We start from the raw sequence: 15,233 nt of genomic DNA, 5'->3' as shown, positions 1-15,233 counted from the left end.
CGGCGGCAACAGCCATGATGACCTGGTGAGAATCCTGTCCATCCAGTCCTCGGTCGCCTACGGTCACGTCGGCAACTCGGCGGCGGTTTTCCCCCTGCAACGCCTCGGCCACGAGGTCTGGCCGGTGCTGACGGTCCACTTCTCCAACCACACGGGGTACGGCGCGTGGCGCGGCCCGCTGCTGGCCCCCGCCGACGTGGCCGAGGTGATCGCGGGCATCGCGGACCGTGGGGTCCTCGGCGACGCCGACGCGGTGCTCTCCGGCTACCAGGGTGATCCGGCGATGGGTGCGGTGATCCTCGACGCGGTCACCCTGGTGAAGACCGCCAATCCGGCGGCCGTCTACTGCTGCGACCCGGTGATGGGTGACGTCGGTCGGGGCATCTTCGTCCGGCCCGGCATTCCCGAGTACCTGCGGGACGTCGTCGTGCCGCGCGCGGACATCATCACCCCGAACCACTTCGAGCTGGACTTCCTCGCCGGCCGGACCACGAACTCGCTGGCCGAGGTGCTGGCGGCGGTCGACGTGGTGCGGGCGACCGGGCCACGGCACGTGCTTGTGACAAGCGTGCTGCACGAGGAGGTGCCGCCGGGATCGTTGGAGGTGGTGGCCGTCTCGGACGAGGGTGCCTGGGCGGTGACCACGCCGCTGCTGCCGATCAACCCGAACGGCGGCGGCGACGTCACCGCGGCGCTCTACCTGGCGCACCTGGCCACGAGCGGATCGCCGGCCCGGGCGCTGGAACGCACCGTCGCCGCCGTCTTCACCGTCCTGGAGGCGACCCTGGCGGCGGGCACCCGGGAGATCCAGTTGATCGCCGCCCAGGACGCGATCGCCGATCCGCCGATCCGCTTCGCCGCCCGCCGGCTGCGCTGACGACGCTGCCCGGCCCGCACAGTGCGGCCCGGGCGCGATGGTGGGCTGCGACTCCGGCTGCCAACCGGCGGCGATCAGGGCACGACGGAACTGAGCATGCGGCTTTGTCCGGGGTGTGGCGGGCTGGGATGAGCCACGCCACTGGCGTGCCCCCTGGGCGGCCTGTGGCTGGGTTACCTTGGTGCCCGTTGTCGTGCCGCACGGCAACGGGCCCGGCCTGAGGGGTCGGGCGTGACTGTCCACGGGGGATTCTCATGTCACGAAGCAGGTTCACCCTGCCCGCAGCACGGTCGGGGCACCTACCGCGTCGGCGGCGACTGTCGCTGGTGCCGGTGGTGCTGGCCCTGGCACTTGTCGGCGCTCTGCCGGCCGGGCCGGTCCGGCCCGATCTGCAACCGGTAGCCGTCGACGCGCTCGCCTTCTCGTCCTCCGATGTCGGGTTCGCCGAGGGACACAGCGTCGACGACGCCGATCTCGACCGGCGGCTGAACGAGATGGTGGCGTACGTTCCGGGGCGCTCGCCGCTGCTGCGGGTCGACCTGAACTGGTGGTACGTGCAGGACTGCCGCGACTGCCCGCTGCGGTGGGACCGGCTGGATCCGGTGCTGGCCGCCGCTCGTGCCCGGGACATCCGGGTGCTGCTGGTGCTCGCGTACGCGCCACCATGGGCGAACGGTGACCATCCGAACGACAAGTGGTTCCCGGTGCGGGACGCGGACTGGACGGCGATCGTGGCGGCCACCGCGCGGCACGTCGGCGACACTGTCGTGGCGTACGAGGTGTGGAACGAGCCGAACAACGGCGCGATCCCCGGCTACGACGGGTTCGGCAACTATGCCGGTGACCGGCGCGCCCGGTACTGGCAACTGGTCCGGTTGGCGGCGCAGACCATCAGGCCCATCTGCCCGAGCTGTGTGATCCTGGCGGGTGCCTCCGGCAACGGCACCCCGCAGACGGCCACCAGCAACCCGAACGAGTCGGGCGCCTGGCTCGACTGGGCGTACACCAACGGATACCGCGACTCCTTTGACGCGGTGGCGCACCACCCGTACCCGGCCTGGAACAGCGGCAAGGGACCGGCCGAGCCGGAGTGCGCGACCCGCTGGTGGAACCAGTTCGGGCCGCCGGGCCAGTCGCCGATCTGCGGCCAGCTCGCCAACCTGCGATCGATCATGGTGCGGCACGGCGACGCCGCCAAGAAGATCTGGGGCACCGAGTACGGCTACCCCACCTCGGGAGCGACGGCCCTGCCCATCACGACCGTCCGTGACCACCTGGCGCAGGGTGTCGGGATGTGGCGGTCGCTGAGCTACACCGGCCCGCTCTTCCTCTACTCCTATCGGGACGCCTGCGTCACGGCCACCGACCCGGAGTGTGCGTTCGGCGTGGTCCGGCGGGACTTCACCCCGAAGGCGGGACTGCACGCCGACCTGAGCCGCGTGCTGGCCGACACCTGGCAGCCGGCGCTGCGCAGCGGGGAGTCGATCCGCCGATGGGCGGCGGTGCGCTCGACCGACGACCGGTTCGAGACCTGGTTGCAGGAGGACGGCAACCTGGTGCTCTACCGGCGGCACGGCGCCGCGCTCTGGGCGACGCAGACCCGGGACGGGGTGTCCCTGGTCAACCAGGCCGACGGCAATCTCGTGCTGCGCCGGGCCAACGGCACCACCGCCTGGTCCACCGGCACCGCCGGCCAAGGACCGGCCACGTTGTGGATGCAGGAGGACGGCAACCTGGTGCTCTACCGGGACCGGGACGGTAGACCGATCTGGGCCAGCGGGACGGTCTGATCGCGGGCCTCAAATCTTTTTCCGGTCGGTTGTCGAATCCGGCGGGGCCTGTTCGACGTTCTGGTGAGAGCACGAGCGATGAAGGAGAGCAAGGATGCGTCAGCTGATCGTCACCGAGTTCATGTCCCTCGACGGTGTCATCGACTCGCCGGGCGGCGGCGATCACCCGCACGCCGGCTGGACGTTCAAGGACATCGAGATGGACGAGGCCGCGTACGAGATCAAGGGCCGCGAGCAGGAGGAGGCCGGCGCACTGCTGATCGGCCGGGTCAGCTACGACGAGTTCGCGCCGGTCTGGCCGAAGATGGAGGAGTTCGCCGAGTACAACGCGATGCCGAAGTACGTCGTCTCCACGACGCTCACCGACCCGCAGTGGCACAACACCACCGTGCTGCGCTCGCTGGACGAGGTCGCCGCGCTCAAGCGCGGTGACGGCGCCCCGCTCCTGGTGCACGGCAGCGCCAACCTCGCGCAGAACCTCGCCGCGGCCGGCCTCGTCGACCGCTACCACCTGCTGATCTTCCCGATCCTGCTGGGTGGTGGGAAGCGGCTGTTCGCGCCGCAGGACGCCGAGAAGCAGAAGCTGAAGCTGGTCGAGCACGCCACGTACGGCAACGGCGTGCAGATGGCGGTGTACGACGTCGTGCGCTGACTCGTGAGCCGTGTCCGCCCTGGCCTGCACCGGGCCAGGGCGGGCAGGATGGGCACGTGGACGTCGAACCGGTCGATGCGGCACCGGCGCAGTCGTTCCGGCGTACGGTGCTGCGGCAGCGCTGGGAGGATCTGGTCTTCCTGCACTGGCCGGTGGAGCCGGCGGCGGTGGCCCGGCTGCTGCCGGCCGGGACCCGTCCGGACACCTTCGACGGGCTGAGTTACGTCGGGCTGATCGGCTTCCGGATGGTCGGCCTGGGGTTGGGCGGCGGGCCGGGGATCCCGTACCTCGGCAGTTTCTGGGAGACGAACGTCCGGCTCTACTCGCCCGGCGTGCCCGTTCGGTTCGGTCCACTGAGTCGGTCCGGCAGCGCACACCCGTAGCGCGCAGCCTGGTACAAAGGCATCTGATTGCGTCGATCTTCGGTCACAGCGTTCGCCGGCAGCCGCCGCGAAGGGTTATTCAACCGATCCATGACGGGCGTCAGAATTTCTTGACATCTCGATCTCTGTCCCGAAGCATGACCAAGAACACAGCGGCGTGCCCTCACGCAGCGGTACCACACCTGCCGGTCCGAGGCACCGCCAGCTTTGACGCATCGACCACCTCTGCCCAGGAAGGGCCTCGTCAATGAAGAAGGTCATGGCTCTCGGGCTGGTCGCCGCCACCGCGATCGCCCTCACCGGATGCACCGACTCCGACGCGTCCCCGTCCGACCAGACCGACGGCGAGCTACGCCAGGTCCGGGTCGCGGCGCTGCCCATCACCGAGACCGCCGCACTGTGGGGCGGCATCAAGGCGGGGCTCTTCGAAAAGCACGGACTCCAGGTCGAGGTGCTGCCCGCCCAGGGTGGTGCCCAGGCCATCCCGGCCCTGCTCAACGGCGACATCGACTTCGCGATCGGCCAGCCGTTCGGTCCGTTCCGGGCCGACCTCCAGGACCTCGGCGTCGTGGTGATCGGTAACTACGCCTCGTCCTATGCCGAGGGTGACGACATCAACGCCGTGGTGGCGTCGGCGAAGTCCGGCATCAAGCGGCCCGCCGAGTTGGCGGGCAAGCGGGTGTCGGTGAACAGCCTGGGCGCGGCGGGCGACGTCACGATCATGGCCGCGGTGGAGAAGGACGGCGGCGACCCGTCTTCCATCAAGTTCGTCGAGGTCGCCTTCCCCGACGTGCCGGCCCAACTGGAAGCCGGCAACATCGACGCCGCCTGGGTGCCGGAGCCCTTCGTCACGCAGCTCAAGAGCCGTGGTGACACCTTCATCGTCGCGCCCTACCAGGCGGTCGTCCCCGGCCTGACCACCCTCACCACCTTCACCACGACCAAGAAGGCGGAGTCCGACGCCAAGCTGGTGGACGACTTCACGGCGGCCATGAAGGAGACGCTGACCTGGGCGCAGGACTCCGCCAACGAGGCGGCCGTCCGGCAGGCCATCAAGGACAACCTGGAGCTTCCGGAACCGGTCGCGGACTCGGTGAAGCTGCCGGCCTTCGGCTGGGAGTTGGACCGGGCGAGCATGCAGGCGCTCGCCGAGTTGGCGCAGAAGTACAAGGTGCTCGACAACCAGCCCAACTTCGATCGCCTCATCCAGCAGCGGTAACCGGCGCGCGTACGCCCTCCCTGGTGTCCGACATCGGGGAGGGCGTTTCCGCCGATCGAGCACGGGAGTGATATGCGCGTCTCCTCCACCCGGCGCCTGCGTACCTTGCGCAAGGGGCTGCTGGGCGTCGTCGGCCTCGCCGGTTTCCTCGTCGTCTGGCAGCTGATTCCGACCTTCGACCTGATCAACCCGCAGTACCTGCCGTACGTGACGGACGTGGCCGCGCGGTTGGCCGAGGAATCCCGGGACCTCGCCTTCTGGCGGCGGCTCGGGGCCACCATGACGTCCTGGGGGATCGGCCTGGCGGTGGCGACCTTCGCCGCCCTGGTGCTGGGCACCATCGTCGGTCTGGTGCCCGTGCTGCGGCGCGCCACCCACACCACTGTCGAGTTCCTGCGACCGATTCCGTCGGTCGCCCTCATCCCCCTCGCCGTGCTGATGTTCGGCATCCAGCGGGAGGCGGCGCTGGTCATCATCATCTACGCCTCCTTCTGGCAGGTGTTCGTGCAGGTGATCTACGGTGTCGCCGACGTCGACTCGGTCGCCCGCGACACCGCCCGCAGCTTCGGCCTCACCCACCGCGAGCGGCTGTCGCACCTGGTGCTGCCGACCGCCCTGCCGTACGTCATGACGGGCCTGCGGCTGGCCGCGGCGGTGGCGCTGATCCTCGCCATCACCGCGGAGATGGTGATCGGCAATCCCGGCCTCGGCAGCCTGATCGAACTGTCCCGCTCGGCCGGTGACTCGGTCGGCCTGTACGCCTTCGTGGTGGTCACCGGCCTGCTCGGACTGCTGGTGAACCTCGTCTTCCGCTTCATCGAACGCCGCTCGCTCTCCTGGCACCAGTCCATCCGCGGGGAGGAGGCCCGATGACCACGCAGACCAGCAGCATCACCACCACGCGACGGGGCGGTGGCGCCGGCGGCCGCATCCTCGCGAGCTTCCTCTACGCCCTGGGCCTGCCGTTCCTGCTCCTGGTCGTCTGGGCGGTCGCGGCGACCAGGTCGACGAACCGCTTCTTCCCCGAACCGCTCACCATCTTCGACGCCTTCACCGAGACCTGGATCGGACCGGCCTTCGTCGAGGACGTGCTGCCCAGCCTCTACCGGCTCGGCCTCGGCATCGGTGCGTCGATAGTCATCGGCGTCGCCCTCGGCACGGTCATCGGTCTGCTCCAGTGGCTGCGCGAACTGCTCGAACCGCTGCTGGAGTTCTTTCGGGCCATCCCCCCGCCGGTGCTGATCCCCGTGGTGATGCTGCTGCTCGGCATCACCGACACGATGAAGGTCGTCGTCATCATCTCCGGCGCGGTCTGGCCGATCCTGCTCAACACCATCGAGGGTGTCCGGGCCACCGACAGCGTGATGACCGAGACCGCGCGCTCGTTCCAGGTGACCTGGTGGGAGCGGCTGCGCTTCCTGGTGCTGCCGGCGGCCAGCCCGCGCATCATGGCCGGCGTCCGGCAGGGCCTCTCGGTCGCCCTCATCCTGATGGTCATCTCCGAGATGTTCGCCTCGTCCTCCGGCCTCGGCTACCGGATCGCCTACTTCCAACGGAACTACCAGGTCGCCGAGATGTGGAGCGGAGTTCTCCTGCTCGGCCTGGTCGGTGTCTTCCTCGCGCTGGTGTTCGGCCTGGTCGAACGACGCGTGCTGCGCTGGTACCACGGACTCAGGGAGGTTTCCCGTGCCTGATCGGAGCACTCTGCTGCGGGTCGAGCACCTGCGCAAGGTCTACGAATCCGCGAACGGTGACGTCGAGGCGATAGGCGACATCAGCTTCACCATGCACGCCGGTGAACTCGTCTGCATCGTGGGGCCCTCGGGCTGTGGCAAGACCACGCTGCTGAAGTGCCTCGCCGGCCTGCTGCGCCCGACCGACGGCCTGGTCGAGATGGACGGCTCGCCGGTGACCGGTCCGAGCCCGGCCATGGCGGTGGTCTTCCAGGAGTACGGTCGCAGCCTCTACCCGTGGCTGACCGTACGGGGCAACGTCGAGTTGCCGCTGCGGCACAAGAAGCTCACCCGCGCCGAGCGGGAGAAACTGGTCACCGACGCCCTGGAGGCGGTGGGTCTGGCCCATGCCGGGCGCAGCCACCCGTGGCAGCTCTCCGGCGGCATGCAGCAGCGGGTGGCGATCGCGCGGGCCATCGCGTACCAACCCGAAGTTATGATCATGGACGAGCCGTTCGCCGCCGTCGACGCCCAGACCCGCGCGGACCTGGAGGACCTCGTTCGCGAGCTGCATGTGACGCGCAACATGTCCATCGTCTTCGTCACGCACGACATCGACGAATCGGTCTATTTGGGGGAGCGTGTCCTAGTATTGTCGAAGTCACCGACCTGGGTGCAGGAGGATCTCGCGATCGACCTCCCGTCGGAGCGCGACCAGATCACCACCCGGGCTCTGCCTCGCTTCACGGAACTGCGGACCCACGTCTACGACCAGATCCAACGTGCCAAGCGTGGGGAGACGGTCGCCGCGCCACCCGGGCGGTGATCCATCGCCGAAGGGGAGGACCGTGCGGAGCCGTCAGCCCAAGCAGCTGTTGCTCGCGTTCTTCGGTGAGCACGTCGTCGACTCCGCCGGTGTCCTGATCCGGGCGAGTGCGCTGATCAGCGTGCTGGAGGGTGCCGGCGTGGCCGCCCCGGCCACCCGGGCCACCCTCGACCGGCTGGTGCACAGCGGCGTGCTGGCGCGCAGCCGCAGCGGCCGGGAGATCCTGTTCGCCCTGACCGAGCACGGATCGGCGGTGCTGCGCGAGGCGACCGACCGGGTCCGTGGGCCGCGGCCGTTCGACCCGCAGGGCACGGGCTGGACCCTTGTCACCTTCTCGATCCCCGAGCACCAGCGGATGCTGCGGCACCGGTTGCGCTCGACCCTGACCTGGGAGGGCTTCGCACCACTGCGGGACGGCCTGTGGTTGGCCCCGGGCGAGGTCGACCTCGCCGGGTCGCTGGAACCGTTACGGCAGGATCTGCCCGCCCACGCGGTGGTCGCCTTCCACGCGCGGGAACTCGCCGGGTTCCCGATCGCCGAGAGTGTCCGCGCCGCCTGGGACATCGAGGCGATCCGGCGGGAACATCTCGCCTTCATCGAGATCTGGGACGACCCCGCCGCGGCGTCGCTGGCGCCGAGCGCCCTCACCGTGCAGACGATGCTGGTGGCGGACTGGCTGGCGCTGCTGCGCGCCGATCCCCGCTTGCCCGGCGAGTTCATGGACGCGCAGTGGCCGGCCACCCGGTCGACGGAGGTCTACCGGCGGATGCACGAGCGGCTGGCCGAGGAGTCGGCCGCGGAGTTCGCCGCGCTGGTCACGCCGGCTCGGCGCCGAAGCGGGTACGGAGGTCACCCTTCCGCACCTTTCCCGACGCGGTCCGCGGCAGCTCGTCCACGATGACGACGTTCTTCGGCAGCTTGTAACGGGCGACCTTCCCGTCGAGATGCCTGCGTACGGTGTCGGTGTCGACGGCCGCGCCGGCCCGGACGGTCAGCACCGCCCACGGCACCTCGCCCCAGCGGGCGTCCGGGACGCCGATGACCGCCACCCCGGTCACCCCGTCGATCTCGCCGAGCAGGCGTTCGAGTTCGGCGGGGTAGATGTTCTCCCCACCGGAGATGATCATGTCTTTGAGTCGGCCGGAGATGTAGAGGTAACCCTCGTCGTCGAGGTGGCCGAGGTCGCCCGAGCGGAACCAGCCGTCCGTCGTGAACGCCGATGCCGTCTCCGCCGGCAGCCCGTGGTAGCCCGGGAAGACGTTCGGCCCGCAGATCTCGATCTCGCCGACGGTGCCGGCCGGCACCGTGGTGCCGTCGGAACCGGCGATCCGCACGTCGGTGAAGAAGTGCGGCAGGCCCACGCTGCCCTGCTTGCGGCGGGTCATCGCGGCCGGCAGGGCGGTCGCGCCCGGTGCCGTCTCGGTCATGCCGTAACCCTGGGAGAAGGACAGCCCCCGCTCCTCGTACGCGTTGAGCACCGGCACCGGCACGGCCGAGCCGCCGCAGGTGAGCTTGGCCAGGGTGGAGAGGTCGGTGCCGGCCCAGTTCGGATGCTCCGCCATGAGTTGGTAGGTGGTCGGCACCCCGCTGAGCATGGTGACACCGTGCCGTTCGATCTGCGCCAGCGCCCGCCCCGGCTCGAACCCCTTCTCCAGCACCATCGTGGCGCCCTTGAGGATGACCGGCAGCGCCCCCATGCCGAGGGAGGCGACGTGGAACAGCGGCGAGATCATCAGCGCCACGTCGGTGGAGACGACGTCGTAGTCGACGATGCAGTTGAGCGCGACCCAGGTGAGGTTCCCATGGGTCAGCACCGCACCCTTGGCCTTCCCGGTGGTGCCCGAGGTGTAGATGATCGCGGCCGGGTCGTCGAGGGTGATCTCGACGTCGACCGGGGCGGCGGGAGCCGGACCGCAGAGCCGGGCGAGCCCGGGGCGTTCCGGCGTCCCGTCGCCGGTGGTGAGCACGTACGCCGGGCCGGCCGTACCCACCGCGGCGGCCACCCGGTCGGTGAACTCGGGATCGTGCACCAGCACCCGCGCCGCGCAGTCGGTGAGCACGTGCGCGATCTCGGGCGGGGCGAGCCGGGTGTTGACCGGGACGAAGACGGCACCCAGCCGGGCGGCCCCGAACATCACCAGCAGGAACTCGGGACTGTTCTCGCCGAGGTAGGCCACCGTGTCACCCTTGCCGACCCCACGCTCGTGCAGCAGGGCCGAGACGCGATCCGCACCGTCGGCCAACTGGGCGTACGTGATGGTCACCTCGCCCTGGACGAGCGCGGCCTTGGCGGGGGACTTCAGCCGGCGCTTCGCCAACCAGGCGCCGATTCCGTGCGGGTGCATCGTCACTCTCCCGAGGGGGCGGTGGAGGTGCCAACGACGAGGGTGCTCAGGCGTGGAAGCGGTACAGTCCGCGGGCGACGACGGCGGGCTTGGTCCCGCCCTCGATCTCGATGGTCTGGTCCACGGCGATCTGGTAGCCGCCGCGCACCTCGACCACCTCGGCGATGGTGGCCCGCATGCGGACCCGCGATCCGACGGTCACCGGAGCGGGAAAACGCACCTTGTCCAGCCCATAGTTCACCTTCGTCGACACGCCCTTGACCTCCAGCAGCTCCGTCCAGAAGGGAACGGCGAGGGAGAGGGTGAGGAAACCGTGGGCGATCGGCGCGCCGAACGGGCCGTCCTTCGCCCGCTCGGGGTCGACGTGGATCCACTGCTGGTCGTCGGTGGCGTCGGCGAAGAGCTGCACCTGCTCCTGGGTGACCGTGCGGTACTCGGTGTAGCCGAGGTCGGTGCCGGCGAGGTCGGGAAGCTGGTCGTAGGCGATTGTCGTCGTCATGGGGTTCCTCCCGTGGTCGTCAGTCGGATGCGCCGGTGTCCGCCAGCCCCAGCAGTCGGGCGGCGTTGTCCTTCAGGATGCCCGGAAGCACCTCGGGCTTGAGGTCTGTGGTCTCCACGTCGCGCAGCCAGCGCTCCGGGGTGAGCAGCGGGAAATCGGTGCCGAAGAGCACCCGACGCTTCAGTATCGAGTTGGCGTGACGCACCAGCGCGGCGGGAAAATACTTCGGGCTCCACCCGGACAGGTCGATCCAGGTGTTCAGCTTGTGCGTCGCCACCGACAGCGCCTCGTCCTGCCACGGCACGGAGGGGTGCGCCATGATGATCTGAAGCTGCGGGAACTCGGCCGCGATCGGATCGAGCAGCATCGGGTTCGACAGCCCCAGCCGGAAGCCGTAGCCCCCCGGCATGCCGGCGCCGATACCTGTCTGTCCGGTGTGGAACAGCGCCGGTACGCCCGCCGCTGCGAGCAGGGCCCAGAGCGGCGCGTACTCCTCGCGGCTCGGGTCGAAACCCTGCACGGTGGGGTGGAACTTGAAGCCGCGCACCCCCTCGTCCTCGATGAGCCGGGTGGCGAGTTCGAGCGCCGCCTCCCCGGTACGCGGGTCGACCGACCCGAACGGGATGAGCACGTCGGCGTGCTCGGACGCGGCCCGGGCGAGGTCGACGCTGGACAGCGGCGGGTGCGCCAACTGGGTACGGGCGTCCACAGTGAAGACCACCGCCGCCATTCGGCGCTCGCGGTAATACTGTGCGACCGCGTCGATCGCCGGGCGCGGCCCGTCCGTGCGGAAATACTTCGACACCGCCGCCACCAGGGGGTCGGGCAGTGACTGGTGGCCGTGGTCGTCGACCTCGATGTGCACATGCATGTCGATGGCCGTGACGGCGTCGAGGTCGATGGCGGGTTCGTACATGATCGGCAACCTTCGTCGGCTCAGGAGGCGGCGGCCTTGAACTCCTCGGGCAGCTCCGGGAAGCGTTCCCCGACGCTCTGCACCGCGCCGGCGAACTGGGTAGGCCACGCCTCGACAAGCGCGTCGTAGCTCCAGCCGCCCTCGTGGTAGGCGGTCACCGCCGCCTCCGGGTGGGTCCAGAGCTGGAGCCGGTCGCCGCCGATCCCGATCACCTGCCCGGTGATGCCGGCGGCCGCGTCGGAGCCGAGGAACGCGATCAGACCGGCCACGTCGTCGGCGGTGCCGAAGCCCAGCTCGTGCCGGAAGAACGCGGGCATCGGCTCGCCGTTCTCGTCGGCACGGACGGCGGCGGCGAAGTAGGGGACGGTGGCGGTCATGGCGGTCGCCGCCACCGGCACCACGGTGTTGGCGGTGATGCCGGCGCGTTTGAGTTCGAGTGCCCAGGTGCGCACCATGCCGACGATGCCCGCCTTGGCCGCCGCGTAGTTGGTCTGGCCGAAGGTGCCGCGCTGGCCGGTGGGGGAGCCGATGCAGATGATCCGCCCACCCTCGCCGGCCGCCCGCAGGTGCCGCACCGTCTCGCGCACCGTGGTGAAGGTGCCGCGCAGGTGGACGTTGATGACGGTGTCGAAATCCTCGTCGGTCATCTTCCACAACACGGTGTCGCGTAGCACGCCGGCGTTGGTCACCAGGATGTCGAGCCGTCCGAAGCTGTCGACAGCCGTACTGACGAGCTGCTGCGCGGTCTCGGTGGGACCGACCGGGGCGACCATCGCGACGGCCTGCCCGCCGGACGCCTGTATCGCCGCGACGGCCTCGGCCGTGGCCGCGGCGTCGACGTCGTTCACCACGACGGAGGCACCCCGCCGGGCGAGTTCCTGGGCGTACGCGAGGCCGAGACCCCGACCCGCTCCGGTGACGATGGCGACCTTGCCGTCCAAGGACATGGATACTCCTTCGTGTCTCCTCCGATCTGAGCATTAACCGTTGATAAAGTCAATTATTTGTCATCCTTGGTACCATCGGCGCCATGTCCCCTGCGGAGAAGACCCGGCCGACCGGACGCGGCAGTCTGCGGGACAGCGTGCTCGGCGAGGACCTGATCTTCCTGCTCGCCCGCGCCAACGCGCTCGCTCTTGCGGCGGCGAACACCGCCCTGGCGCAGCACGGCCTCAAGGCCCGGTCCTATTCGGTGCTGGCGCTGGCCGCCGACGGAGTCAGGCCCACCCAGCGGGAGCTGGCCGAGTTCCTCCGCCTCGACCCGAGCCAGGTCGTTGCCCTCGTCGACGGCCTGGAGGAGCGTCAGCTCATCGAGCGCCAGACCGACCCCGCCGACCGGCGGGCCAACGTCCTCGTCGCCACCGAGGCGGGACGCGACCTGTTCGCCCAGGCACAGGAGTCCGCGCGTGACGTGGAGCTGGGCCTGCTCGCCACCGTGCCGCCGAAGGAGCACGAGCGGCTGGCCGAACTGCTGCGGCTGCTGGCCTTCCCCGACTGAGACCCGGCCGGCCTGCCCCGGACCGGCCTGCGGGCGTCGGAACCTCCTGTTCGTGACCCGGCCGGACCGGGCAGCGCCGCGGAGCAGGCTGCCCGGCCCGGCCGGCGGGACTGAGCTAGAAGCGGATCCAGGTGCGGGTCAGCGGCACCTGGCCGACGCCCGGCCGGGACCAGTCACAGACACCGCTGGGGAAGACCGCCCGCAGGCGCTGCCACTGGCCATCAGTGAAGGTGACCCGGTACTGCGTCCGCTTCAGCGGCTGGAGCTGGCACTTGAGCACCCCCGACGTGGTCGGTCCACCGGCCACCACCCGTGGGTTGCGGTGGTAAGGGAAGACCTGGTTGCAGCGGGCGGCCGAATGCAGCGTCAGCTTCTCCACGATCCGCTGGCCCTCGGGCGTGACACAGCTGTCGACCACGCCCCGGGGCCGGGACAACCGGGTCAGCGTGACCGGGTCCAGGTGCGGGCGGGCCGCCGCCAGCCGAGCCCGATCGGTCAACCAGGCGTCCATCTCCGCCAGCGCCCACACCTGGGTCGCCGTGGTGGCGGCCCCGGACGGGCTGGTGACGCTGGCGTGGTTGTCGGCGTGGCCGTTGGCCCGCAGCAGGCGTTCCCGCATCGTCCAGGAGCGGAACCGGTCGTGGAAGTCGCCGGTGGGGTCGGTGTAGTTGCGGGTCTCGATGATCGGCGTCCAGCGCAGCCCGCCGTCGAACTGGTTGATTCGGCCGGTCGCGTACGCCACCCGGATCGCGTCGACGTTCGCCGAGGTGCGGTGCGGCGTCCGGTTGCCCTCGACGTCCAGGCCGCCGATGCCCTCGTTGAGCCGGACGAACTGCTCCGGCGTGAGGACACCCGACCGGAGTGTCTCCAGGCCGTACTGCACGCCGACGGTGTCCGGGATGATCGGCCGGCCCGCGCCGTTGCGGTCGACGCCGTACACGTTGGAGACGAAGTCCGCCATCGCGCAGCGGATGCCGTCCGGGTTGGTGACCGGGTGGTAGCGCCGTGCCGCCGGGACGTGGTTCGGGCACGCGGTGGGCCAGTCGACGCTGTCGAAGAACTGGTAACCGGTGCAGGTGTCGGGGCTGCCGAAGCCGGTCACGGCCTGCCGCTGGGCGGTGGAGAGCCCGGCGGCGGTGGCCGCCTGGGAGACGAACCGACACTCGTGCCCGGTGATGGTGGTGGAGCGTTCGTCGGGGTAGCCGACGTGCCCGATCACCCCGTCGAGGATGCCGGGGTAGGCGTTCGAGATCAGCAACTGCTGCATGGTGCCGGCCGAGGGACCCCACCCCATGGTGAGATCCGGTACGCCGTACGTCTCGCTGAAGTGTTCCTTGACCATCATCGCGGTCTCGGCCGACGTGACGTCGTTGCAGTTGTGCGCGTACACGTTGAAGGTGGCGCTGGCGACCGCGTAGCCCCGACTGAGCAGCGTGTGGTCGAGCACCCCGCCGGTGCTGGTGGCCTGGGTGTATCCGATGCCGCAGGCACCACCGAAGGTGTAGACCAGCCGGTTGTTCCAGCCGGGGGTCGCCGTCCAGGGGTCCGGTGCCGGTGTGCCCGGCCGGTGCAGCAGCGCGATCTCGTACACCGCCCGGTTGACGGTGCCGCGTTCGATCCGTACGACGTACGGCACGGTTCGGCCGGCCGTGGTGGTGGTGCTGGCCACGTCCTTCGGCAGCGGGCCGGCGGGCAGGTCGACGAAGTTGCCGGCGGTGTTGCGGTAGCGGTAGGCCACCTGCGGCCCGGCCACGTGACAGTTCTCGTCGACTGGGCCGAGGTGCCAGGGCGGGCCGGATGCGGTGCAGAAGAGCGGGATGTGCGGGCCGGAGAAGACCGGGCCGGCGGCGGGGTGGTTGACGAGCGTCAGCGTGGCGGTGGGTCGGCCCAGGCCCGGCCCGGTGGCGCGAACCTCCAGCCGGTTGCGGCCCAGCGCGAGCCGGTCCACCAGGCCGACCAGGGTCCGCTTGTCACCGCTCGGGCGGAACCGGTCGGTGACGTCACGGCCGTCGACGCGGATCCGCACCTGCTGTGCGGCGACGGTGCGGGGCACGCCCACCCGCACCAGGGCGTTGCCGCCGCTGACGGTGTCCGCGCGGCCCGAGACGACCGCGACGTCGAAGTCACGGTCGGCGCCCTTGCCGGGAGTTGCCGCGGCGGGCGCGGTGGACCCGCCGATCAGTGCAGTCGCGACGAACGCGGCAAGCGCCATCCGCACGGATCGCTTGCCGGTGCTCACATTTAATCGATGGAAGTGCATGGGGGAACCCCTTTCAGCCGGGAACGGGCGGCTGGACCTCCTGGTCAATCAGGTCCCGGAAACGTAATGCAGAATTCGCCCACGAGTCAACGATATTGCAATGTATCGACCTCAGGCGCATACTGCGGCCGGCACCGTTGACCATGAAGTCGATGCCACGCCCTGCGGGGGCGACCACTCGTGGTCAACCAGTCGGGGCGTGCACCAGGTGCTCGAAGCGCTTCTGGGCCAGGGGAGCCAGGGCTTCGGAGATGGTGAGGAACATCGCGCGGGCTTCGGGGCGGGGGAAGGAGGG

Annotated in this window: 15 protein-coding genes; 10 read left to right on the top strand and 5 right to left on the bottom strand. The window is 70.0% G+C overall.

Translation table 11 applies throughout. The features are described 5' to 3' along the window. Window positions 1-25: 25 nt before the first annotated feature. From pdxY to C1I93_RS01575, 9 genes are all read left to right on the top strand, one after another. On the top strand, window positions 26-877 hold the full coding sequence (gene pdxY, locus C1I93_RS01615; RefSeq protein ID WP_111241395.1) for a pyridoxal kinase PdxY: 852 nt from the start codon (window positions 26-28) through the stop codon (window positions 875-877). 254 nt (window positions 878-1,131) lie between these two features. After that, complete coding sequence (locus C1I93_RS01610; RefSeq protein ID WP_111241394.1) at window positions 1,132-2,667, top strand: cellulase family glycosylhydrolase; 1,536 nt, start codon at window positions 1,132-1,134, stop codon at window positions 2,665-2,667. Between the two features lie 94 nt (window positions 2,668-2,761). Beyond that, window positions 2,762-3,319, top strand: a complete 558-nt coding sequence (locus tag C1I93_RS01605; protein WP_111241393.1) for a dihydrofolate reductase family protein — start codon at window positions 2,762-2,764, stop codon at window positions 3,317-3,319. 56 nt (window positions 3,320-3,375) lie between these two features. Then, window positions 3,376-3,702 carry a DUF2071 domain-containing protein gene (locus C1I93_RS01600; RefSeq protein WP_111241392.1) on the top strand — a complete coding sequence of 109 codons (327 nt, stop codon included), beginning with the start codon at window positions 3,376-3,378 and terminating at the stop codon, window positions 3,700-3,702. Between the two features lie 247 nt (window positions 3,703-3,949). Then, window positions 3,950-4,921 (top strand): ABC transporter substrate-binding protein, encoded by a 972-nt coding sequence (locus tag C1I93_RS01595; protein WP_111241391.1) that lies wholly within the window; start codon window positions 3,950-3,952, stop codon window positions 4,919-4,921. A 72-nt stretch (window positions 4,922-4,993) separates the two neighbouring features. Continuing rightward, a complete protein-coding gene (locus C1I93_RS01590; RefSeq protein WP_111241390.1) occupies window positions 4,994-5,794 on the top strand; it encodes an ABC transporter permease in 801 nt (266 codons plus the stop codon). Continuing rightward, the gene (locus C1I93_RS01585) at window positions 5,791-6,615 is read left to right on the top strand and encodes an ABC transporter permease (protein ID WP_111241389.1); all 825 of its coding nucleotides are present in this window, start codon (window positions 5,791-5,793) and stop codon (window positions 6,613-6,615) included. Before C1I93_RS01590 ends, C1I93_RS01585 begins: the two co-directional genes overlap by 4 nt. Next, window positions 6,608-7,420, top strand: coding sequence for an ABC transporter ATP-binding protein (locus C1I93_RS01580; protein WP_111241388.1), 813 nt, complete (start codon window positions 6,608-6,610; stop codon window positions 7,418-7,420). Before C1I93_RS01585 ends, C1I93_RS01580 begins: the two co-directional genes overlap by 8 nt. Window positions 7,421-7,442: 22 nt before the next feature. Next, entirely contained in the window at window positions 7,443-8,321 is an 879-nt protein-coding gene (locus C1I93_RS01575; protein ID WP_111241387.1) for a PaaX family transcriptional regulator, read from the top strand. On the opposite strand, the gene C1I93_RS01570 is transcribed toward C1I93_RS01575, so the two are convergent. From C1I93_RS01570 to C1I93_RS01555, 4 genes are read right to left on the bottom strand one after another with little or no spacing between them, the layout of a single operon-like run. Further along, window positions 8,236-9,765 (bottom strand): acyl-CoA synthetase, encoded by a 1,530-nt coding sequence (locus C1I93_RS01570; protein WP_111241386.1) that lies wholly within the window; start codon window positions 9,763-9,765, stop codon window positions 8,236-8,238. The two genes, C1I93_RS01575 and C1I93_RS01570, sit on opposite strands and share 86 nt — an antisense overlap. A gap of 46 nt (window positions 9,766-9,811) precedes the next feature. Beyond that, window positions 9,812-10,264 (bottom strand): MaoC family dehydratase, encoded by a 453-nt coding sequence (locus C1I93_RS01565; protein WP_111241385.1) that lies wholly within the window; start codon window positions 10,262-10,264, stop codon window positions 9,812-9,814. A gap of 19 nt (window positions 10,265-10,283) precedes the next feature. Then, complete coding sequence (locus C1I93_RS01560) at window positions 10,284-11,180, bottom strand: amidohydrolase family protein (protein WP_111241384.1); 897 nt, start codon at window positions 11,178-11,180, stop codon at window positions 10,284-10,286. A 20-nt stretch (window positions 11,181-11,200) separates the two neighbouring features. Next, window positions 11,201-12,127, bottom strand: a complete 927-nt coding sequence (locus C1I93_RS01555; RefSeq protein ID WP_111241383.1) for an SDR family oxidoreductase — start codon at window positions 12,125-12,127, stop codon at window positions 11,201-11,203. Window positions 12,128-12,210: 83 nt separating this feature from the next. Between C1I93_RS01555 and C1I93_RS01550 the strand changes: the two genes are divergently transcribed. Then, on the top strand, window positions 12,211-12,678 hold the full coding sequence (locus tag C1I93_RS01550; RefSeq protein ID WP_111241382.1) for a MarR family winged helix-turn-helix transcriptional regulator: 468 nt from the start codon (window positions 12,211-12,213) through the stop codon (window positions 12,676-12,678). Window positions 12,679-12,793: 115 nt separating this feature from the next. Here C1I93_RS01550 and C1I93_RS01545 read toward each other — a convergent pair whose 3' ends face one another. After that, the gene (locus C1I93_RS01545; protein ID WP_111241381.1) at window positions 12,794-14,917 is read right to left on the bottom strand and encodes a DUF6351 family protein; all 2,124 of its coding nucleotides are present in this window, start codon (window positions 14,915-14,917) and stop codon (window positions 12,794-12,796) included. Window positions 14,918-15,233: the final 316 nt, after the last annotated feature.

The organism is Micromonospora endophytica (genome assembly GCF_003236305.1).
GTDB lineage: Bacteria > Actinomycetota > Actinomycetes > Mycobacteriales > Micromonosporaceae > Micromonospora > Micromonospora endophytica.
The sequence above is the reverse complement of the archived record's forward strand: the minus strand, read 5'-3'. Positions and strand labels throughout refer to the sequence as shown.